This is a genomic window from Hymenobacter sp. UYAg731 (genome assembly GCF_054061335.1).
In genome coordinates, this window is the sequence record NZ_JBSSEC010000005.1 from 472950 (window position 1) to 496281 (window position 23332).

The 23332-nt window shown below is 52.6% G+C and carries 14 protein-coding genes; 8 read left to right on the forward strand and 6 right to left on the reverse strand.

What is annotated here, in order from left to right; translation table 11 throughout:
* Positions 1–119 precede the first annotated feature (119 nt).
* From ACVWYF_RS17780 to ACVWYF_RS17815, 8 genes are all read left to right on the forward strand, one after another.
* Complete coding sequence (locus tag ACVWYF_RS17780; RefSeq protein WP_457070469.1) at positions 120–926, forward strand: cytidylyltransferase domain-containing protein; 807 nt, start codon at positions 120–122, stop codon at positions 924–926.
* Positions 927–1039: 113 nt separating this feature from the next.
* Entirely contained in the window at positions 1040–1897 is an 858-nt protein-coding gene (locus ACVWYF_RS17785) for a transketolase (protein WP_457070471.1), read from the forward strand.
* A 70-nt stretch (positions 1898–1967) separates the two neighbouring features.
* Positions 1968–2921, forward strand: coding sequence for a transketolase family protein (locus ACVWYF_RS17790; RefSeq protein ID WP_457070473.1), 954 nt, complete (start codon positions 1968–1970; stop codon positions 2919–2921).
* Positions 2922–3063: 142 nt separating this feature from the next.
* Positions 3064–4398 (forward strand): aminotransferase class III-fold pyridoxal phosphate-dependent enzyme, encoded by a 1335-nt coding sequence (locus ACVWYF_RS17795; protein WP_457070475.1) that lies wholly within the window; start codon positions 3064–3066, stop codon positions 4396–4398.
* A gap of 158 nt (positions 4399–4556) precedes the next feature.
* On the forward strand, positions 4557–5372 hold the full coding sequence (locus ACVWYF_RS17800) for an SDR family oxidoreductase (RefSeq protein WP_457070477.1): 816 nt from the start codon (positions 4557–4559) through the stop codon (positions 5370–5372).
* Positions 5373–5460: 88 nt separating this feature from the next.
* On the forward strand, positions 5461–6351 hold the full coding sequence (locus ACVWYF_RS17805) for an N-acetylneuraminate synthase family protein (protein ID WP_457070479.1): 891 nt from the start codon (positions 5461–5463) through the stop codon (positions 6349–6351).
* A gap of 161 nt (positions 6352–6512) precedes the next feature.
* On the forward strand, positions 6513–7508 hold the full coding sequence (locus ACVWYF_RS17810) for a sterol desaturase family protein (RefSeq protein ID WP_457070481.1): 996 nt from the start codon (positions 6513–6515) through the stop codon (positions 7506–7508).
* Positions 7505–7876 (forward strand): DMT family transporter, encoded by a 372-nt coding sequence (locus tag ACVWYF_RS17815; RefSeq protein WP_457070483.1) that lies wholly within the window; start codon positions 7505–7507, stop codon positions 7874–7876. Before ACVWYF_RS17810 ends, ACVWYF_RS17815 begins: the two co-directional genes overlap by 4 nt.
* 572 nt (positions 7877–8448) lie before the next feature.
* On the opposite strand, the gene ACVWYF_RS17820 is transcribed toward ACVWYF_RS17815, so the two are convergent.
* The 6 genes from ACVWYF_RS17820 to ACVWYF_RS17845 all read right to left on the reverse strand — a co-directional run bounded on the left by ACVWYF_RS17820 (position 8449) and on the right by ACVWYF_RS17845 (position 23040).
* Positions 8449–10413: a hypothetical protein gene (locus tag ACVWYF_RS17820; RefSeq protein WP_457070485.1), complete on the reverse strand. Its 1965-nt coding sequence runs from the start codon at positions 10411–10413 to the stop codon at positions 8449–8451.
* Positions 10414–10446: 33 nt separating this feature from the next.
* Positions 10447–13608 carry a DUF6603 domain-containing protein gene (locus tag ACVWYF_RS17825; protein WP_457070487.1) on the reverse strand — a complete coding sequence of 1054 codons (3162 nt, stop codon included), beginning with the start codon at positions 13606–13608 and terminating at the stop codon, positions 10447–10449.
* Between the two features lie 179 nt (positions 13609–13787).
* The gene (locus ACVWYF_RS17830; RefSeq protein ID WP_457070489.1) at positions 13788–16847 is read right to left on the reverse strand and encodes a tail fiber domain-containing protein; all 3060 of its coding nucleotides are present in this window, start codon (positions 16845–16847) and stop codon (positions 13788–13790) included.
* Positions 16848–16876: 29 nt separating this feature from the next.
* Positions 16877–21289: a hypothetical protein gene (locus ACVWYF_RS17835; RefSeq protein ID WP_457070491.1), complete on the reverse strand. Its 4413-nt coding sequence runs from the start codon at positions 21287–21289 to the stop codon at positions 16877–16879.
* A 403-nt stretch (positions 21290–21692) separates the two neighbouring features.
* Entirely contained in the window at positions 21693–22247 is a 555-nt protein-coding gene (locus ACVWYF_RS17840) for a hypothetical protein (protein ID WP_457070493.1), read from the reverse strand.
* A gap of 151 nt (positions 22248–22398) precedes the next feature.
* Positions 22399–23040 (reverse strand): glycoside hydrolase family 19 protein, encoded by a 642-nt coding sequence (locus tag ACVWYF_RS17845; RefSeq protein WP_457070495.1) that lies wholly within the window; start codon positions 23038–23040, stop codon positions 22399–22401.
* Positions 23041–23332 lie beyond the last annotated feature (292 nt).

The window sequence follows — 23332 nt, forward strand, 5'->3', positions numbered from 1 at the left end:
GGCACAGTTATTTTAAGCATTTATTTTCCAACGGCTTACCAATTAGCCAACGTTTTGCCCGGCAAATTTTAGCGTATTTTCGTTTCACGTCCGACTACGCGGTACCGACTGCTTCCTTTATGCCCGTCCCGAAGATTCTGACCGTTGTGCAGGCCCGCATGGGCTCGTCGCGCCTGCCGGGCAAGGTGCTGCTGCCGCTGGCCGGCCAGCCCCTGCTGGTGCGCATGGTGCAGCGGGTGCAGCGGGCGCAGCTGGCCGGCACCGTGGCAGTGGCTACCACCACCGAGGCCGCCGATGATGCCATCGCGGGGCTGTGCGCCGCCCACGGCCTGGAATGTTTCCGGGGCGATGACCTCGATTTGCTCGACCGCCACTACCAGGCCGCCCGCCACTATGGGGCCGACGTGGTGCTGAAAATCCCCTCCGACTGCCCGCTCATCGACCCGGCCGTGATTGACGAAGTGGTGGGTTTCTACCTGCACTTCGCCGACCGCTACGACTTCGTGAGCAACCTGCACCCCGCCACCTTCCCCGATGGCAACGACGTGGAAGTAATGCCCATCGAAGCCCTGGCCACGGCCTGGCGCGAAGCCCGGCGGCCGTTGGAGCGCGAGCACACCACGCCGTTTTTCTGGGAAAATCCCGGCCAATTCCGCCTCGGCAACGTGGAATGGGAGGCTGGCCAGGACTTTTCGATGAGCCACCGTTGGACCATCGACTACCCCGAAGACTATAATTTCATCAGCGCCGTTTATGACGCGCTGCACCCGACCAAGCCGGATTTTGGGCTGGATGACATTCTTAACCTGCTGAAGCAACGGCCCGATATTGCCCAATTCAACGCACACCTGGCGGGCGTGAACTGGTATCGCAACCATTTGGATGAGTTAAAAACAGTCGATTCATCACAAACCAAAACGATGTAGGGCAAGGCTTGTCCCCGCCCGGACGCTCGCACCATTCGCTTTTTCTCTTTCCGCTTTCCGTTCAACGACGGGCGGGGGCAAGCCCTGCCGGGTTGGACCCCGCACCCTACTGCATGACTCCCGAAAAACAACAAAACCTCGAAGCCCTGGCCCTGCGCGTACGCGAACACATCGTGCGCCTGAGCACCGACGGCGGCTGCTTCACCGGCGCATCGCTGAGCTGTGCCGACCTGCTGGTGTACCTCTACGCCGATTTCCTGAACGTGCGGCCGGACAACCTCACCGACCCCACCCGCGACTACCTGTTCCTGAGCAAGGGCCACGACGTGCCGGCTCTCTACGGCACTTTCGTGGAACTGGGCTTCATGTCGAAGGAACGCCTCGCCCAGCACCTCACCACCGACGACCACATTTACTGGCACCCCAACCGGAACGTGCCGGGCGTGGAATTTCATTCGGGCTCGCTCGGCCACCTGCCCAGCGTGGCCCTCGGCGTGGCGATGGATTGCCGGATGCGCGGCCAGGACAACAAGGTCATCGTCATCACCGGCGACGGCGAGCTGAACGAGGGCACCGTGTGGGAGAGCCTGCTGGTGGCCAGTGCCCACAAAGTGAACAACCTCACGCTGGTGGTCGACCGCAACCACTTCCAAGCCAACGTGGCCACCGAAGACCTGATTCCGCTGGAGCCGCTGGCTCCTAAGTTCGAAGCCTTCGGCTGCGAAGTGCGCCGGATTGACGGGCACGATTTTAAGCAGTTGGAAGAAGCCTTTTCAGCCCTGCCCTTCTCCGAAACCAAGCCCTCAGTCATTATCTGCGACACGGTGCGCGGGCGCGGCCTGCCCAGCATCGAGGCCCGGGCCGATAGGTGGTTCTGCAACTTCTCGGCGGAGGAAGTGGAAGAATTGCTGCGCGAACTGCACAGCCAGGTAGCTACGACCTTGACCAGTGAAACGCTGACGGTACGATAACAGTAGCGCGGACTTTGTAGTCCGCGAGTAAACGATTCATCCGCAGACTACAAAGTCCGCGCTACATCTTATGACCTACGAAGAACTTATCAAAGAAACCGCCCTCGCCGATGAACGCATTGTGGTGATGACGGCCGAAAACCGCGCTCTCATCCGCAACCTGCCGGCCGTACTCGGCCCGCGCTTCATCGATACCGGCATCACGGAGCAAACGCTCATCGGCGCGGCGGCTGGGCTGGCCCTGCGCGGGCGCGTGCCGGTGGTACACGCGCTGGCTACCTTCCTCACGTTGCGGGCGTTTGAGTTTATCCGCACCGACGTGGGCATCGGCCAGCTGCCGGTGAAGCTGAGCGGCTTCGTACCGGGCTTCCTATCCGACGGAAACGGCCCCACCCACCAAGCCATCGAGGACGTGAGCCTGATGCGCGGCATCCCCGGCATGACCGTTTTCGCGCCCGCCGATGAGCAGGACATGCTGGCCATGCTACCAGCCATCTGGGCCTCGCCCGCGCCGGCGTACGTCCGCATTAACACCCGCCCCGCCACTTACGAGCACGCCCCGTTCGAGATGGGCAAGGCTGAAATCGTGGCCGAAGGCACCGAAATCACCATCCTCACCTACGGCATGCTCTTCGAGCAGACGCTGGTGGCCCGCGAGCTGCTGCAAGCCCAGGGCAAATCCGTGGGCCTCATCAACCTGCGCAGTCTCAAGCCGATTGACGAAGCGGCGTTGCTGGACGTGGTGCGGCGCGGCTCCCTCATCGTGACGGTGGAGGACCATTTCATCACCGGCGGCCTCTATTCCATTCTGGCCGAGGTGCTGCTGCGCCACCAGCTCACCGCCCGCGTGTTGCCCCTGGCCCTGGAAGAGCGGTGGTACCGCCCCGGCCGCCTGAGCGCCGTGCTGGAGTACGAAGGATTCACCGGCCACCACATTGCGCGGCGCATTGCGGAGCACTTAGGCGAGTCGGGCGCGGCCATCGCTGCCGGCCCGACGGTACTCGAAAATCAGTTTGCGGAGTAGGCTACTTTCTTCGAACGTCATACAAAGCGCAGCGAAGCATCTTTACCGCTCAATGCAATCAAAAAGAATTTGTATCGAGGTAAAGATGCTTCGCTGCGCTCTGCATGACGTTCTAAACTAAACGTTCTAATATCCCTTCCCCATGCCCAACACCGTTTCCTTCAACGAGAATTACCCCGACATCACGAAGTCGGACGAGCTGTACGCCCGCGCCCAGCGCATCATGACACCGGTGACGCAGACGCTCGCCAAAGGCCCCGGCCAGTACACCAAAGGCGTGAGCCCGAAGTACGTGAAGCGCGCCAAAGGCTCCCACATCTGGGACGTGGACGGCAACGAATACCTTGATTTTCAGATGGGTATTGGCCCCATTTCGTTGGGCTACGCTTACGAGCGGGTTGACGAAGCCATCAAAAAGCAACTGGAAGACGGCATTACGTTTTCGATGATGCACGAGCTGGAAGTGGAGCTTTCGGAACTGATTCACGAGATTATCCCCAACGCCGAAAGCATCCGCATCAGCAAAACCGGCGCGGATGTGTGCTCGGCGGCGGTGCGGGTTTCCCGCGCCTTCACCGGACGCGACAAGGTGCTGTGCTGCGGCTACCACGGCTGGCACGACTGGTACATCGGCACCACCAGCCGCGACAAAGGTATTCCGCAGGAAAGCAAGGACTTGACCGCTTCGTTTGAGTATAATAACCTTGATTCACTGAAAGCGCTGCTGGATGAGAACGTGGCGTGCGTGATTCTGGAACCGTTTATTTTCGACGCGCCCAAAGACAATTTCCTGCATGAAGTAGCCCGGCTGTGCAAGGAAAACGGCACGCTGCTCATCTTCGATGAGATGTGGACCGGCTTCCGCGTGGCCGTGGGCGGCGCGCAGGAGTATTTCGGCATCACGCCCGATTTGGCGGTGTATTCCAAAGCGTTTGCCAACGGCATGCCCATCGCCCTGCTCACTGGCCGGCGCGATGTGATGGAGCTGTTCGAGCAGGATGTGTTCTTCTTCACCACCTTCGGCGGCGAAGCGCTGAGCCTGGCCGCCGCCGTGGCCACCATCACCGAAATGCGCGAGCAGAACGTGCCGGCCCGCCTTGCCGAGCAGGGCAAAAAGCTCAAGGATGGATACAACAAAATTGCCGCCGAGCTGGGCCTAACACAGTACACGAAGTGCTACGGCTACGATTGCCGCACGATAGTAACCTTCGACCCCTCGGCCGGCAACGGCATGGAAATCAAAGCCTTCATGCAACAGGAGCTGTTCAAGCGCGGCATCATGTGGGGCGGTTTCCACAACATGTGCTTCTCGCACACCGATGCCGACGTGGCCCATACCCTGGCCGCCTACCGCGAGGTGCTGCCGCTGCTGAAGGAAGCCATTGAGGCCGGCGATATTGCCTCCCGCCTGCTGGGCGAGCCGGTGGAAGCTGTGTTCCGCAAGGTGACCAATGCCGCGCCGGTGAAGGCGAAATAAGAACCACACCAAAAAGAACGTCATGCTGAGCGCGGCCGAAGCATCTCGCGTGTGGCAGTGATTCAATCGTTAGCTACGCTGACCTTCGGTTCAACGATGCAGGCGAGATACTTCGGCTACGCTCAGTATAACGTTCTGAATATTTAGCTAAACGCCTAGTGGACAAATTGAACCTCTTCAATCTCACCAATAAAACCGCCATCGTCACCGGGGCCTGCGGGCTTATCGGCCAGAAGCACTGCGCGGCACTGGCCGAGGCCGGGGCCAACGTGGTGGTGGCCGACCTCAATGCGGAAGCCGCCGCCGCCGTAGCCTTCGGGCTGGGTGGTGGGCCGCATTTGGCGTTGGCGGTTGATGTGACAAGCCCGGAATCCCTGGCCGCCGCCCGCGACCAGATTCTGGCCCGCTTTGGCCACATCGACGTGCTGGTGAACAATGCTGCCATCAACGACATGTTCGAGAACCCTGCGCTGGCGGCCGATTTGAGCAAGTTTGAGAACTTCCCGCTCGCCACCTTCCAGAAAGTATTGGAAGTGAACGTGACGGGCGTGTTTCTGGCGGCGCAGGTATTCGGCACGCCCATGGCGCAGCAGGGCCACGGCAGCATCATCAATGTGGCCAGCACCTACGGCATCGTCGGCCCCGACCAGAGCATTTACCGCAACGAGGCCGGCGAGCAAACCTTCTATAAATCACCCTCCTACCCCATGACCAAGGGCGCGGTGGTGAATTTTACGCGCTACCTGGCGGCCTACTGGGGCGCGGCCGGCGTGCGGGTAAACACGCTCTCGCCCGGCGGCGTGGAAAACAGCCAGGATGAGTTTTTTATCAAGCAATACAGCGCCAAAACACCGCTGGGCCGCATGGCTGCGGCGACCGATTACCAGGGGGCCGTGGTCTTTCTGGCTTCGGATGCGTCGGCCTACATGACCGGGGCCAACCTGGTCGTGGACGGCGGCTGGACGGCTATTTAGATTCTTGTAGCGCAGGCTTCAGCTTGCGCTTTTGATAACCGGCACAAGCTAAAGCATGTGCTACATTCCCACCTCTCAACCTCGCCTCATGCAAGCTGTTGAAATTCGTAAAAACCGATTCATTGGCGCGGGCCACCCGGCCTACATCATTGCCGAAATCGGCATCAACCACAACGGCTCGCTCGACCTGGCCAAGCAGCTCATTTCCGAAGCCGTCAGGGCCGGTTGCGACGCCGTGAAATTCCAGAAGCGCACGCCCGAACTGTGCGTGCCCAAAGACCAGTGGGAAAAGCAGCGCGACACCCCCTGGGGCCGCATGAGCTACATCGACTACAAGCGCAAAACCGAGTTCGGCCAGGCCGAATACACGGCCATCGACGACTACTGCCGTGCCTTGGGCATCGACTGGTTTGCCTCGTGCTGGGACGAGCCGTCGGTGGATTTCATGGAGCAGTTTGCGCCCGTGATGTACAAGATGGCTTCCGCCTCGCTCACCGACAAGCCCTTGCTCGACCGCGTGCGCGCCACCGGCCGCCCGCTGATGCTGAGCACCGGCATGAGTACCGTGGACGAAATCAACCAGGCCGTGAAATGGGTAGGCCTTGATAAGCTGATGATTGCGCATTCCACCTCCTCCTACCCCTGCCCGCCCGCTGAGTTGAACCTGCGCATGGTGCCCGTGCTGCAAGCCATGTTCCCGACTGCGCCCATCGGCTACTCGGGCCACGAAACCGGCCTGGCCACCACCGTGGCCGCCGTGACGTTGGGGGCTAGCTTCGTGGAGCGCCATTTCACGCTGGACCGCGCCATGTGGGGCTCCGACCACGCCGCCTCGGTGGAGCCCGGCGGCATGGCCAAGCTCGTGCGCGACATCCGCGACGTGGAGGAAGGCCTCGGCGATGGCGTGAAGCGCGTGTACGACTCCGAGCTGGAGCCCCGCGCCCGCCTGCGCCGCGAGCTGACGCCGAACCAGGAGTAGCCTGTTTGGGTTGAACTGCTGAACGAAAAAAAGAACGTCATGCAGAGCGCAGCGAAGCATCTTGCCCGCCACCAGTAATCAAACTGATTGCGTTGCACGGTAAAGATGCTTCGCTACGCTCTGCATGACGTTCTTTTAATCCCAACATCTGCCTCTACACTATGCACAACGTCGAACTCATCACCACGGCCATTTTGCTGATTTGGGTGGCCGTAGTCATCACGCTGGAGCGCATCATCCCTTACCGCAAGGGGCTGCCGTTTTTCCGCGAGGGCTTCTGGACCGACCTCGTGCTCTACACCTTCGTGCAGAGTTTCGCCCTGAAAATCATCATCTTCGACTACATCATTCTGCCGCTCGACCAGCATTTTGGATTTTCGAAGCTGCATTTTGTGACGGGCTGGCCCATTTGGGCGCAGGTGCTGTTTTTCGTGATTACCCACGACTTCTACATCTACTGGTTTCACCGGTTTCAGCACAGCAGCCCGCTGTTCTGGCGCACCCACGAGGCGCACCACTCGGGCAAACAGGTAGACTGGCTGGCCGGCTCCCGCTCGCACGCCCTGGAAATCATCATTAACCAAACCATTGAGTTTGCGCCTATTATTTTATTAGGAGCCGACCCAATGGTGGTGCCTATCAAGGCCTGCATCGATGCGGTGTGGGGCATCTGGATTCACTGCAACATCGACGTGCGCTCGGGCCGGCTGCAATATTTCATCAACGGCCCCGAGATGCACCTCTGGCACCACGCCGACCACGAAGAAGTATTCTACGCCAACTTTTCGACCAAATTTGCCTTCTGGGACTGGATTTTCGGCACCGCCTACCGCCCCGACCGCAAGCCGGAGAAATGGGGCCTGCCCTACGCTTTTCCGAAGGACTATTTCAGCCAGCACATCTTTTCCGTGGCTCGTTTCGATGAGGCAGAGCTGGCCAAACGGTCCCGGCTCTTCCGCGCCTACCACGGCATCCGGGGACGGCTGCTGACCAAGCTGACCGACCGGGTGCCGGCCCTGCGCCCGCTCCACGGCTGGCCCGTGCCCGAAATGCACACCAGCACCATTCCGGCGCAGCGTCCGGGCGGTAATTTTGGCGAAATGCCGGCCCCGGCCGCCCCTTCTCATACACCCACCGCTGCTGCCTCGTCCCGTTGATTAACCCCTGGTTTTCGCTGTTTTTGGCCTCCTTCATGGAGGTTTGCTGGACGTATAGCCTCAAGGCGCTCAACATGCAGCGCATTAAGGAAGTAGCCTGGCTGCATACTTTCACGCAGCCGGCGCTGCTGATGCCGGTGCTACCACTGCTGGCCTACGTAGCCTTCGGGCTGGCCAATGTGCTGTTCCTGTCGCAGGCCATGCGAACCATCCCCACCGCCACCGCCTATTCGGCTTGGATGGCGCTGGCCGTGGTTGGCATCAAACTGGTGGATGTGCTGTATCTCAAGCAGCCGTTTTCCTGGCAGAGTGTGTTTTATACCAGCCTGATTATCATCGGGGTGCTGGGACTGCGGCGCATCGAATAGCTTTCGCTCTCCGGCATTTTCCGCGCCCTGCAAGCGGCTCTTTCTACCCGGAAAGAGCCGCTTGCAGGGCTCGGAAAATGCAGGGCAACTCCAACACCGCCCCACCGAAGCGTACAGCAAGATTGGCCGCGACAACGCGAAGTTCTTGCGGCATCTTTCACGTATTTCCACCCAGTGCCCGTGGCACTTCCTTCTAGCTTTCATCTGGCTTGGCTGATGACTCTGCTGCGCCGCACGGTGCCGGATAAGCTGCCTCACCTTTAATGATGCGGCGGTGAGCCACGCCACTTTCATGGCTCTGATGCTGAAAAAGCACATGCGCTGGACGCAGATTCAGGGGCTGCGCAACTTGGGGCCGAGCTGACGCGCCGCACCGTGCGTTTGCAGTACCTCACGCGCATCCACAACGCCGGCTCGCAGCCCCCGCATGAAACCGGCCTGCTCGCGGCCGTAGCCCTCATGTGCGCCGGCTACGACGGCTTTCCCCCAACCTGGAAAGTACGCTGGGAACGCCTGCAACAAATGTCTTATTCTGTAGCAGCCCGCCCATTCATTCACAGTTTCTTAATTACTTAGTTAATTTCAAATACTACTTCCTCTATTTTTTGAATTAGTGCCCTTGTGAATCCCGCTACATTTTCGGCCGCTACGCTCGCATATATTTTTCCTATATCCACTCTATTTAAAGGGTTATACTCTACGTCGGCTGCTTTATTCTTGCCTTTTTTATCCATATATTCTACCTGCAATTGGGCTGAATCACCGTCCTTATCTATAAATCCAAAATGCACAGACTCCGGCTTTTGATTGATGGACAGGGAAGTAATTTGCTCATCATATAAACAGAGCAACAAGTCCTCCGCCAACTCGGCCCGCCGCCGCACCCGCCCATCGGCTTGCATAAGTAGGTCCGGCCAGCCATCAACCGCCCGGGAGCGAAGCAAAACCCCCGATTTTGGAATATCACCATCCGAAATAATTACGCCCATTTTATACAGCTCCGCATCAGTGGCCGCATCGGCCGAAGACATCCGCCCTATGCTAAAAGCCCCGTCGACCAGATATTTTATCCATTTATCATCGATGCTGAAGAACCGCAAAGATTCAAACGGCAGGTATGCTTCCGTGGGAACTAAATAATTAAATGGAACGCCCTTCAACAACACCAAATCGGTCAGCCACAGCCTGACAAACACCGGCAATTCAGGCCATTGGCTGGCCGATGATTTCAGAATGAGGTGGCTATTGGGCCGGTTGCCAACGGATGTTTTTTTGAATTGATAGCATTCCCGCTTCCACCGAAACAAAGCGGTGGAGAAGTTTTTATCGCTCAGGGCCAGTATCCGGCCCAGTTCCCAAGCGGAGGCATAAGAGGCGTCCACCCACTTATCGCCAGCATAGGCCAGGAACTGAAACAGCTCATCGCCCCCCAATGCCGGAACCTGCACGGCCGCCGACGCCGTGCCGACCACCGGATTTGGCACCAACGGCCCCCGGTACACGGCATTGATGCGGTCGCCCGTTTTCAATACATACGGGAGTTTTGAATAGCCCTCTAAAGACAAATCATCCGCATCCGGCAGGCGCAGACTAGCCGGGCTACGGTTCAAATGCTTCAGTAGCGACGTAAGATGCGCTATTTCAAATACCTTAAACAGGCTGGCCTGCTCCTCGTCGCTGACCGGAATGCCAATTAATTTTAAAAAATCTGCTTTATTAAAGAATTCAAGGCCGGCAATTTTAGATAGTGCCGACGCTAGCGCAGTGCTGACCCCGCCGGCCGAAACGTAAATAGCCAGCACTTCGGGAGTAACGATAAAATGGTCGTTACAAAAAAACTCCCAACTGTATAAGGAAGCAAGGCCATGAAATCCGTCTTTAAGCCTGCCAATAAAATCACCCTTCTTGCTGTACATATCTTCAAGAGACACCAGATGAACGATATTTTTTTTGTCCTTTACCGGCATCCGGCTCCCCACCACCGACGCTTTTTCATCTTTCTCCTGTCCCCGCACGTGGGCCAGATATCCCAACTCCTCATAACCAGGCAGAATGCTAGCCAGAAATGATGCCTCAACCAATAGCCCCCGCACGGCAATATCCGTTTCATTCGTGCTTTCAACCGGGGCGAATGGAGTAGTTTCCCAAGTGGCTTTTACGGCATTTATTTTTCTGACTTTGCTTGTATCGGCCACCTCGTCTTCCGTGAGCAGCAACAAGGCCAGCCATGGCTTTACAGTTGCATCATTTTCGTTGGTTTTTCTTTCCCAGGGGAAAGTGCTTCTTTTCAGAATAATGTTGGGCAGAATAGTCGAAAAATCACCCAGTGCGGACATAGGAGGAAATACCGAATCAATTTGACTGGGATTCAACGTAAACTGCTCGCCTTGCACCGAAAAGTGTAAAGTGTCAGGAGGTAATGCCAATAACTGGTTATCAACCATAAAGCGCTGGGTAGCCTCCACCTTATAGTAGCCCGCCGTCAGGGCTGGCTGGTGGCTATCATAAATCAATATCTTTTCGTCAGTAGTGGCCATGATGCTGTTTTTCGGGTAGTTGGGACAGTGCGTTTATTCGGCAATACCCAATTGCTTGCCCAAAACGTTAAAAGTGGAATTGTACCCGGAGAAAGGCAGTGGTGTGCTGGCTGGCTGCCGGGCAAGAATGATTGGCGCATCCTTGAAAACAAGTTCAGTCAATTGCGGAAATGCCACACCGCCCGCAGGCAGCGCAATTGGTTCTGCTGTGTGTACCTTAATGCCGTTGGATACTGTTACAGTGCGGTTTTCCGCATTTAAATCATGCTGAAAGCTTGTTCCCCATATGGCGGAGGGAACGGCTTTTTGCTGCGGCGTAATAATAAGATTACGCAAACTGTCCGAATCCATCAACATATAGTCCAGCGAATTATTCGGCTTATCTGGATTATGAGAGATAACGACCGTTAGCGCGCTTTCAACATCGTCGTTATTTTTCGCCATTGGCGAAACCCCAAATCTGATGTCCGGGCTACTGGCTATATTATATTTCTCCTCTGTATTAACCGATATATTTTTGACCGGAATAGCCGAATTAATTATTAATTCCAGCTCTTTGGGATTTACGATGGGGTTTTGAAATTCATCTTTATCGTGCTGCCCGCTGGTAACAGCCGCTCCCAGCACCTTGCTGGCATCGGGCAGGCACTTTGTTTTGAAAGCATCCCAGGTAATCGGCTTCAAATCGGTCGAGTCATCCGCACCAAAATGGATTGTAATGTCGCACACGTAGATATGCACCGTAGCTCGGCCCGAAAACTCCGGCCCCCATATCGCCAGGTCGGCCCCCAAATCGACCGAGATGGTGTGGCTGCCAAAAAAATGGATGGTGTAAGAGGCCCCCATGCTCACATAAATGCGGGCCTCGTAGTGATAGGGCTGCCAGGTAACCAGAAAGTCGGCCCCAGCCTTGAACCAGGCCTTAAAATCCCCATCTTCATACACTGCCTCTAGGTGTCCGCCCGCCATAAAGGCGTGGGCGCACAAGGCAAAATACATGTCGCCCTTCACACTCAGCTTATCACTTACCTGCCAGTTCAGCGCCAGGCGCGGAACGCTCGGATAATGGGCCGGCACTTTAAATGCCGGGTGGTAGCCGCCCACCGTGGCCACAAAGTCGCCCTCGTGCTCCCCCTTAAACCAGCTGTAGAACGCCGCCCCTCCAGTTAGGTGGCAATCCTTGGAAAAAACGTATGAATCACTGCTCAACTGCGCCAACACTGCCAGAAACCCTTCGTCGGGCAGGTATTTGGCCATTAGCAGAATTTTAACCTCGGCCAGCGGCGTAAATTCTTTGCCCAATTCCTGCAGTGGCACTACAATATTGGATTGCCCCAGCAAATCAATTTCCATCCGGTTTCCAAAGGAAACCACGAGCAGGGCGAATGAATTTATCAGCTTGAATGAACTGAACTTTACCCCTACGGCCAGGAATATATCGCCTATCGATGGCGGTACATAAGCGGACAAAGCGGTTAGCTGGGCCTGGAGCGCCATCGCCGGATTCGCATCGGCCGGCACCGAGCTCCCGCCCATCACTTGGGCCACCAGGGGAAAATTGGCCACTTGGCTGATGTCGGGCATTATCAACGCCCTGTTATACCCAAAGCCTGCGGCCAACCCCTCTACAAAGAAAAAACTGGGACCGCCAAGCGCTTTTTCGAGATATGCATAAATAAATAGCGAGGGGTGCCCATCGTAATAACAATACGACCCCATGGCGGAAAGGGCAAAGCCAGTCGTTCTTATAATAGCGGCCCCATTATACACCTCCGTGCTTAGGCCATTGATTACCAATTGCTGCCTCAAGAAAGCAGCTCCAATCTCTAAGCCGTTTTTATTAAAATCGATACTTAAGCCGGATAAATTAAACGACGGACGGAAGTGTTTGATGGAAGAACCGACTGATAGTTCATCGAGCGCAATGGACAGCCCACCCACGGATATGCCGGCGTCGAGGTACAACCACAGCTCGCTGTTTTTAAAGTCTATCCCGATGCGTTTGAAGGTAGCCGGGCCAATGGTTTTTTCGACGTTGAACCACTTTACCGAAGTATTGGCGGCAGCCGGAATAGCCGGTTGGCTTGCCATTGCATTGGCTGCTTTCGGAGAGTTGGGCAGTGCTTTTTGGGTTGGTTTGGGCACCATAGCAGTGCTTGCCCCACTCCCCACCGTCAACGTCTGGCTATACCCCGCAATGTTGAGTTGCCCGGAGAGGGTCAGGCCTTTCTCAAGGCCCGAAGCTGCAAAACCAGCGACGTTTTGGGGCATCAAATTATTAATACCAACCAGTTGGGCTTCGCTGAACGGGCCGGAACTGTAAAGAATTTGCAGGTCGTCGAGGCCCAACGACAAATCCGGCGGCAACTGCTGGCCCACCATTGGCAGGTTGGCCAGGTCAATGGCAGTACCCAGGTCAATGGCCAAGGCAAATTGCTTGCTGCCCGCCCCCTTGTCCTGATGGTACACAAATTTGACATCCTTCAGGTCAATTTCGATGCCATCGGGCACCTCCCGGGCCATATCAGCCGATATGGTGTTTATCAAGCTGTTGAGCCTTATGCTGGTAGTGGCTCCATCTGGTTGCGAATAGGTGGCAATAAACGTATTGGATGTGGGCTCACCATCGAAAACCAACTCAAATTGCAAACTGCCAATTGTGATAGTACCGCCGAAAGCGTAGTCGTAATGAATCTCGCCCAGCGCCGATGCTTTGGCAACAATGCCGATGGTAACCACCGCCGCCACGGCCGTGCCTGCAACGTTGAAACCACCCCGGCACGAAAAATGAAAGCTTTCGCTGCCCGTTTCGTAGCTGAGGCCAATATCGGATAACTCAAATGTCTTGAAAGGGGCCGGCACCGTTACCCCAAACTTCTCGCTCAAATCGGCAATCAAGGACCTTACGCTCACAACCTGCCCGGCTTGCGTGCCGCCCGCTATCAGCCAGCCGGCTCCCGGCGTGTTGCTTTCCGACAAGGAAAGCTCGGCCTGAACGCCCGCAATGGTCATGTTGCCCTTGAGCGCCACCGTGTCCTTCCCAAATTCGAAAGCCACCGTGTTCATTTCGAAAACTGCTGCGCCAGTGCCCGCCTGCTGCAACACAATCTCGGTCATCAGGGTGAAGCTGCCCTGCGACGCGGCAACCAGACTAAATTCGTGCGGTGCGCCGAATGAAAGAAAGTGATAAGACATATGCGTTGCATTTAAGAAGCAGACTATCGCGCAGAAGGCTGGTCTCCACCCACAAAAAACAGGACTGATTAGCCTGCAGGATGGCAGAACGTTTGACTATCGTTCGGCTCCTGGCCCCGGGTATCCTTTCCGACCTCATCGCCTGCGTGTAGTGAAAGGCGATGATGACACTGCATTTACTAATCCGGCCGCGCCACCAGCGCCTCCAACCGTTCCAATCGGTTTTCCTGTTGCCGCAGCTGCTGAGTGAGCGTGTCAACCTGCTTGCTCAACGCCTGAATAGCGCTGATGCCGGTGCAAAAAATGTAATCGTAATCGAGTGTGCGGAAGTCATCTACCTCTTTCCCATAAATAAACAGACGCTCTTCGGAGAATGTCCAGTCGTTGACCGTAAAATTCAACTCATCCGCCACATTTACGTGTACATCCTGGACTCCATTCCCCTCCGTAATAATTCTCACCCGGTCGCCGGTGCTCAGTTCGTGCGCCTTTTTCAGGGATATGGTCAGCAGGCCATTCACCCGCACTACTTTTTCTGGCAGAGAATAAATATTGGGCGTAAAGTCTTTTGTTATAGATACCGCTTCAGGAATATTTTTTTCAACTTCCTGCGCAACAAATCCTCTCTTTAGGCCGGAGCCCTGGGCTACATAATCTTTATAATAATAATTTTTAACAACAAGTTTGTTCAGTAATTCCAAGGCAGCTTGACTGTCCACTGTTACTATTTCTTCCTTAATTCGCTCATCGCTAAAGCAATAGTATGCATTGCAATACATTCCTTGTGATGCCCTGATAGAAACCGAATTTGAATAAGTATTATGAGAATCCCGGCAAGCCCCATCCATTAGAAACCAAAACCCCTTTTGCATGGTAACGTTGTTCCAGGAGTTGACATCTATAGGAAACTCCGGGTTGGGATTCCCTATTCCCAGTCTGCCATTGATTATGACATGACCGTTTGCTTTGAGACGCATGGCTTCGTTATAACCCTGCTGCCAATAGCTTCCCGAATTCGTATCTCCTACCCGAAAAGCTAAGCCGTTTTCAGCGCCGCCAGCATCTATATACCCTGTGGCACCGTCATGATGCATCATCATATGGTCCCAGGCCGCATCGTTTCTAATGCCGATACCACCTATTACATCCAACGTCTGCTGCGGAGAGTTGGTATTAACCCCCATCCTGCCATCACTGGTTATGACTGCCAAATCACGATAATCATTAATATTGCCTTGACTACGCAGGGTTCTGAAGTAGAGATTCCCAGTGCTTTGGCTGCCCCAGTTAATAACGGCGTGCTGGCTGTCGTACGCCAAGTGAGTGCCCTTGATAAAAAAGTTGCTGGCTTGCAGGTCGCCTTCCACCTGTAATTTACGGCTAGGATTAGCTGTGCCGATACCAACATTGCCACTAGGCAGCAGGCGCATTATTTCAGGATATGGCTGCTGCCCATAAATTCCCGAATTGGTGTTTCCTACCCTCAGAGCCAGTCCGTTTTCCGCACCGCCAGCATCTACATACCCCGTGGCACCGTCATGATGTATCATCATGTGGTCCCAGGCCGCATCATTCTTAACTCCTAGTGTACCTTTTACATCCAGATTAATTTGGGGCGATGTAGTATTCACACCAACATTGCCGTTGCTGGCAATCGTCATGCGAGCATCAGCCAGTGTCACTGAATTTGAATTAACATCATTATTAACCAAAAATTTCAGGCTGCCGACCCCATAGCCAGCCACCCGTTCATGCACAATCGCAGATTTGACCCAATTGCCATTTGCCTCGTTGATAAAACCCAAGCCCACGGCATTTCCGTTGCCCTCCGTACCGTTCAAATTACTTAACAGCAAGGGAAAGTTTAATCCGCTTTTATTTACGGTTATCTGCAGTTTCTGAGCGGGTGTATTGGTTCCAATGCCCACATTTTGGTCTTGGAAAATCATCGGCTGCTTGTCGATGTGCAACACAAACGTTTCGTCCCAATATCCGGGAATATTCTCCAGCCGTACGCTCAGCCTGGTTTTACCGGTTATGTAATTGGTAATAATATTCGTGAACAAAAAGTCAACATAAGTAATGTTATCCGGCATATCCGCCGCTCTGTCGTTTTGAACGCCCAAGAATGATTTAATATAGCCTACCTGGCAATACCCATCTAGTAGTTTATCAACGGCAAATTTATCTTTATCAATTGTCTGAATAAACTTGCCGGTTATAGGCACAAATATTTTCTGGTTGTCAACCGTAAATAGCAAGTCACCTTCGGTTACCAGCCGGCCATTTACACAGTTGTCCGCCTTGCTAGTCAACTTACCTGCCCTTGCGTTAGTGACCTTTATTTGAGCAGGAATCGGCCGGGTAAGCACTCCTGTACCGCTACCTCCACTAATCATTGGCAAAAGCCTGAGGCCCGCGCTATCTGCCACCATAAAGCGCCACACCGGCAGTGCTTCCTGCCCAGAAGGGGGCACTACATTAAAATGAACACTGCCGGAAGGGGATTTTTCTTCAATGCCAATTCGCTGAACGGCATCAGCATTCGCCAGCGCAGAGGCCGTCGAATTCTGATTGGGGTCAAAGAAAAAGAGTATCCTGGAATTCTCATTAAACTCGATGGCTTTATCCCCGTCAGCATCTGATTTATTGGTATTGCTGATTCTCAGGCTCAAGCTATTGCGCGTCACCCCATCATTCAAAATGGTGTCAGCATCTTTGAAGCTTAGCTGCAATGGCAAGCCCGATTTTCCCCGGTGGTTTATCAGGGTCCAGTTGATTTGCCGGTTAGAATCCTCGAGCTGAATATCACCTGCCGAAATATTTTTCCCCAACAGCTCCACATTAGTAGTTCTGGAGCCCTTGCTACCGTTTATATCGACCAGAAACTTGATTTCAATACTGCTCTTGCTTTCGCAGATAAGCGGTGCTGCCCCAGCAAATAGCATGTACAGCACCGAGCAGCCCTGCGCATCAGGCACGGCATCACTAATTTTCCATTCTCCGACCGCTTGTTCTCCTTTTTTTCTATCGCTGAGCACATCAGGTCGGAATTTCAAGGCAAAATGATAATTATTCGCATCCGCTTTTTCTCCTGATGCACTAAACTGCATTGACGCTTTTAATTGGTTGGTAACTTTAAGGGTCACCCCTTCAACCTTATCCTCAAGATAAAAAACGTCTTCTTCCTTGCTGTTCAACAGGCAAAAATCAAACGGGTAATTAGTTCTGAAGCTCATAAATTCGGTTATTAAGGAGAATTTGTGATTTATTTGTTTACACTTAAGTTTAGCCAACCCTCTCTAATGAGAATATCTTTGGAGAAATGACCTTGTGAATTCATGGATACAATATGCCCGGCATCCAGCAATGACTGAATGTCCTGCAAATGCGATAACAGTAGCGGCGAAGGAGCAGCCCATTGCGTTTTGGAAGTAATAAGCGCCTTCCCGCCAGCTGTTTCTTTTATCCAGCCGGCTTGCAGCATACTCTGCCATACCTCCTCCCCATTAGCAGCGAAAGCTTTTAAGAACAATGCCTTATCGGCAATGCCAGTGGTGGAGACTTCCGTCCACTTGCCGGCTTCCATTGCCAGCCAGGACCAGGAATAGCCCGCCTCTTCAGGCAACGAAACAGTGATGCCGTCTGCGGCCATTAATATTGGCCTAGTGAAAAAGCTCACGTTCATTCGGGCGAGGGCGGGCTTAAACTGGCCAACGGGGATAGATATGCTTTTGGCCGGCAAAATCCCGGTGGTGGCATGCGCCTCGCCCCGGGGGTCCATTAGTAGGGTGAGGGTTTTGGGCTTATCGGTAATTGAGAGTGAAAACGTGTGGGCCCCATCCTGATGCGCCACAAAATAGCCATTGTTGATATTTTCAGGATACACCGACTGAAATACGTTGGCACTTTCATCTTCATCCCAAAATCCCAAAACGCCGTCATTCAAAATACCCGGCTCGCCGATAAGTACCGGGAATTTAACATTCTCCCAACTATTGGTTTCTCTGCTATTGCTGCCTAAATCAGCGTTGAAATAGTCCCAGCCCTGATTAATTGCCGGCATTCCTTTTACCTCAAGGCTGACCGAGGCCTTTACGACGGCGATTGGCCGGCCTACCAGCATGGCCAAATCCAGATGCTGGGCAAAATTTTCGGGGTCTATCTGTTGCAGCGTATTGTCTAACAGCTCGATAAAGTCAGCAAAGTTATTTTTACCGATTAGCTTACCGACTATTACTCGCAGATGGGTATTGGGTATCTGGTTCGCATCAGCAAGGATTAGATTACCTGGGGCCGATGCCCACTCGGCCATCGGCCTGCCGCCGGCAAACTTATTTTGTCGAATGAGGCCAAGGATATAGCCATCAGCGTCGTACACCAGCAGGCTCACATCCAAATTGTTAGGCACCAGCCATCCACACACCGGGCCAGCATTCTGGCAGGCATCGGCATTGGCTTGGCTAGCAGCACTGTTAGCAGCCGAAACCCATCGAAAATTCAGTCTTGCTGGTTGGACGATGCGCGGTGGCAGAAAGGCTTCCTTGCCCTGGGGAACCGCCGTAAACGAATGGGAAAACAGAACATCGGTAGTTCGTATCGGCATATTGACCACTTGCCCAAAATTATCTATAACTCCCAGCTGATTAATTCGGATGGTCCCCGTTTTGATTGGATTAAACTGATTGAGCGGTAAGGGTGCCCGCTTATTTTCACGCCCTATCAGCTTAGCAGCCAGCGCAGTAATTGCCTGCGACTCCGTGAACGAAACCGGGTCATCCACTGGCAGCTGCATTGTTTCATGCATTTGCAGTAAGGCCGCATTAAATCCCCCAAGCGACTGCGACAGATAGTTGCTGGTGCTCAGCTCCATTGCTGCCGCTACTACGTGCCGCAAAAAGGGACTGATGGCTTCTTGTGAAGTAACGGCCTTCAGCAAGTTATTAAAGGCTGCAAAAACTGCATTATAAAAATTGTACGTTTCTGCTTCCGTAATCTGGTTCTTAGCGGCCGCCTTAAGTGTCGCAATTTCTTTTACTAACCCAGAATAAATTACCAATCCTAAATCGTCCTTTTCAAGGCCTAAACTTGTCGTTAATTCGTCAGCATTCATAGTCAGCAGATATGAACTCATGAAGCTCTGCAGCTTTGTTTTGGCATGGGCCGACAATATGGTTGAGCCAGTATAAAATTTAATCCTTTCTCCCTGCAGAACATTGGCATTTATAACGGCAAGGTCGTAATCACCAGTTTTGATATTGTAATTAGCCGTGATAAAGTCTTCGGCAAACTCATTCGAGTAAGGGCCGTCCAACTTAATACTATCCTTTACAATAACTTCCCACTGTAAAAGCGTAGGGTTCCAGTTGCCCTCCGTATTTGCCAGGCTCTGTGTTATTCCGTTGAGCTTGCTCACCGCAGGAATTTTTTTCAGGTTATAGTACAACGATTGATTTCTCTCAAAAACACCCTTCAAATCGATGCATACGCAATTGAGCTGCTGATTTATCAGGTGCCTGTTCCCAACCTTTACATCGCTACCCGCAATTAGTACCACAGGGTCATTGGGTAGCCAGAAACGGGGTGCTTTATCACTTCTAAGCTGTGCCCTTTTCAGTTTCAGCATATTCCTGTCATTGAAGAGTTCTTCTTCACTCAACAGCCTTTCACTGATTTTCAGGCCTGCCATTTTACCCTTCAACCCCTGAAATAGCGTTACTTCCCGGGCATCCATGGGGGCACGGGCCACGAGGTAGATATGCACCCATCGGTCCTTCGGAATATCACTCCATTGGCGGGGTCTATACGGGTCCAGCTTTACGCCATCTACGAAAATGGAAGTCCACAAAAGGCCAGCCCCCCTCGGCCCCACCGTGCTGGTCGGGTCATTGTCAATCCGTAGCAGATAAGACTCAGTTGCCGGTATCTTGGCACTTATATTAACAAGAAGTGACAATGCCGCCACCTTTGTAGCAGGCTCAATGACGTAACTAAAAAAGTCGGCTGCTGCTGATGTTGCGCCATCTTGGCCTTGAAATAGCGCAACGTATTGCCCCGAAAGACTGGGCTCTGGGCTAAGCGTAAAAGAAGGAGCGAGTGTAGCGGCACTAAACAGCAGTGTATTGCCATATTCCTGCCCGCCACCATCGAAGTCGATTATATATTGATTGATAGCAACCATTGCCTCTGACAAGCGAATGGAATAGCCAGACAACTCTTGTTTCTTGTTGTTAATTAATTTAAAATGGTCGTTTTCTATCAGGAATTTAATTCGGTCAGCATCTGCGGTATGCTCAATTAAGTCCCCGTGATAACAGGCAACCATATATTTATACCAATCAGCGAATAGTTGTTGCTGCAGGCTAACTAGCTCATCCCCCGCCCGGTCATAACTTTGCTGAATACGATTAAGGTCCTGAATTTTGCTTGCCATGAATGCTGGCAAGTCAAATACTACCCCGCCGTCTGGCTGTATTGCGGAACTAGTACCGGCCTGTTGGCCTGTATCAGCCGGCAAAGCATTTTCTATATTTACACTCCAGGACATACCCCCATCCACTTGCGAAAAGCCTTGTTCGTGCATAGCCTGCAGCATTTTTTTATCGGTGTCTAATTCCTGACCCGCCATTTTGGCGAAGAGTTGCAACGCTTCCAATTGGTCTTCGATAATTGTGTGATGATTATCGAGTCCGAACTGCCGGTTAATTCGACTCCCCAATAAAGCCGAGAGGGCTTCTGTGCCGGTATTGCCTATTGTTACGGCCAGTCCTTCGGCATTCAATTCATCCTTTCTTGCTACGAAATCTCGATAATTTATCGTTCCACCGCACACCATGCCATCACACTCGAAATCTGGGTCAGCAATTTTCCAGTTAAGCTTGTTCAAAATGATTTCGGCATAGCCTTTGGCCGATAAGTCTTTACTCTCTTTCTGAAAGGCATGCAATAACCCAATCGGGTCTTTTGATTCATCGCTATACCATCCCCAAATATCATATTCAAGGTCAGCAAGCATATCCGCGCTTACATCGGCATCGTAAAATCCAAAAACGCTATGGCAGTTGGGATAAAATGCTGAGAAAACCGGACTTCCGTATCCTACCGAAGTCAGGTTTTGAAAGTAGCTACTATCCTTAGGCTGTTTCAGGTCTTCCGGCTTTACATTACCTTGATTATCTACGGAATAATGCCTTCCCATATACCGATATGGCTGCTCATTACCACTATTAATAAGCGGGTAAGTAATGCCATTGTAGGGGTTATCATCGGGGTTTCCAGCAGTATGCATATAATCACTTTCTACTACCCAAGCTTTATCAATATCTTCTTTAATTCTCCTGATAATTAACCACCGGTCGGGTACTACCGGAAAAACTACTCCGTTCTCTCCAATAGCGTTTTGGGAGGTAAAAATTTTGGGAGCCGGTTCATTTGAAATGCCATTTACCAATGCAGAAGGAAGTGCCCAATGCAAATGAACTCCGGGGGGCAACAGTAAATTTTGATTTTGAAAAGGCCTGGAAATAAAGCTCTCACTCAAGTAAGGTCTCTCGTAATTAAAATCGGTAGCAGCATTATTGTAGGGCAAATCAGCAAAGTCAGCCGTTGGCTCGGCAACAGTCTTTTCCTCATACAGATATAGTCCATCGATATGCATAGGGATAACTACTGATTTATTCATGGCGAAGAATTAGGGTAAGCAGCGTATGTGAATTGGTGCAAGATGGCCGGCACACCATCCTATCCAGGATGAGGAAAATATTTAGTCCAAGTACAATGAAGCATATCCATATATGGAATACCAGTCAACCGATGACACAATGGCAATCAGCAATTTCGAAACAGACACACTTATTATATCTTACTTATAATCAACCTATATTATTATATGCAAGCACCAAAAAAACACAAATATTCATCGCAACTCTCTTAAACTCAATTTTGATTCTGATATGATACCCAATTCAACTAGTAATCCTATTAATTTTCGTTGTGTAGAAACAAAAAACCCACAGTATCGCCCGTCATTAGTAGTGCCTTGACCGGAGATGCTGTGGGTTTTTGAAATCAAATTTCAAGCCTTATTACTCCACTACTACGACCGTGGTATTTGTGCGTTCGATGCCGATACCACCACCCACGACGCTGAAAATCTCACCGAAACGAATAGGCTTGCGCACTTTCGGGTTCTTGGGGTCCATGGCCGTTCCGGTCAGAGCTAGCTTAAACTCCGGGGCGGGATATACGCCTGCAGCATCTTTGGGGTCCTGCCGGAACCGGAACTGGGTAACTGCCGTCTCAACATTAAGAACCCCATTAAATATCTCCTTGATTGCATCCGGCCATGATTCGCTGGCTTCGGTTGGGATGGTGTCTGAATTCGGGTCAATCTTGTTATTGAACCACGCCAGCAAGCTCTTCAGAGTGCCGAGGGTGATTGACGTTCCAGCCGGAAGCTCAAAGGTGATACCCCGCTCAGCAACTTTGGCTAAATCTGATGCATAAAGCGTGACCACGTTTTCGACATTATCTCCGAGTTGAAGGGTAATGTTAAAATCCGTGGTTGTCGTTGGCACTAGCTTGGTAACAGCCAGCGTGCTTGTTGTCGTTTTGGCTACTGTTTTGGTTGAGTCGGCCATTGTGTTTGGGTTTGAAATGGTTGTTTAAAATATTGCTTTCGGATTTTCCTAAGCGGCAACGATTGGGATTGGGCATCAGTATTCCCCCTGAGCGCCTGATAAATCGGGCACTCAGGGAATGAGCGATTAAATTCAGGTTTAATTTATTCTTTTATCCCGGCGGCGGCTCTTTCAGCAGGGGATAAAAGCGGTTAAAATATTTAGTACGGTCGAGCAGCCCATTGGCACCTCCATTCACGGCCTTGGTTACCATTGTTAGCAGAGGTTCTGCTCCCTGATTGCACAAGTCAATCAGCGATATAGATTTTCCTTGGTAGAACACCTTTCGGCTGAAAAAGAACCAAGCGGCCGAAACCAACGGATATTTGGTGGCGACAAGGTCCGGGTTGGCCAGCACGTCGTCTTCAACGAACTTATTGAAGGCCTTGAAATTATCTCTTCCCGTTAATTGAATGTAGCCCCGACCTCTGTATTTCCAGCCTTCCTTTGAGACCTCATCGCCGTTGCCCATGCGGGAAGCATAAACCCTGCACGCAATGGCTTCGGGCTTGCGGGCATAGGAGTCGCATAGGGTGCTCGTGGCAGGAAAATGCTTGGGGAATGTGCGCTTAAGCGCATCAAACGAGTAATTCAGATTCTCGACAACTGCGGTGAAATTGTTGCTCTCATGGGCGCACTGCGCTAAGAAATGTGCCAGTTTCAGCGGTGTATCTATTTTGAAAAGCTTAATAACTGCTGGGATTTGCGCTAAAACGCTGCCCGGAATTTGCTTATCAAGCCTGGAGAGATTCATGCCGCTTGGTTTTATATAAGATGGCCGCAACTGATTAGGTTGGGCTGCGTTTTGCAGCCTTCTACATTACCCTGCAAACGTACACAGCATCCGGGACCACAATCCAAGTAGTAATACCTGATTTGTATCTGAATTAGTATTAGTTCGCGCAATAATGCGAACGGGCTATAAACCGCTCGTCACCCAGTTGTTTCGACACTAAATTCCTTCGGCCCTCCCGTAACAACGCGGAATTTGCTGGCTATCAGATTCACCCAAGGCTGCCAATCATGGCGGGAAGGCTGGGGAACAA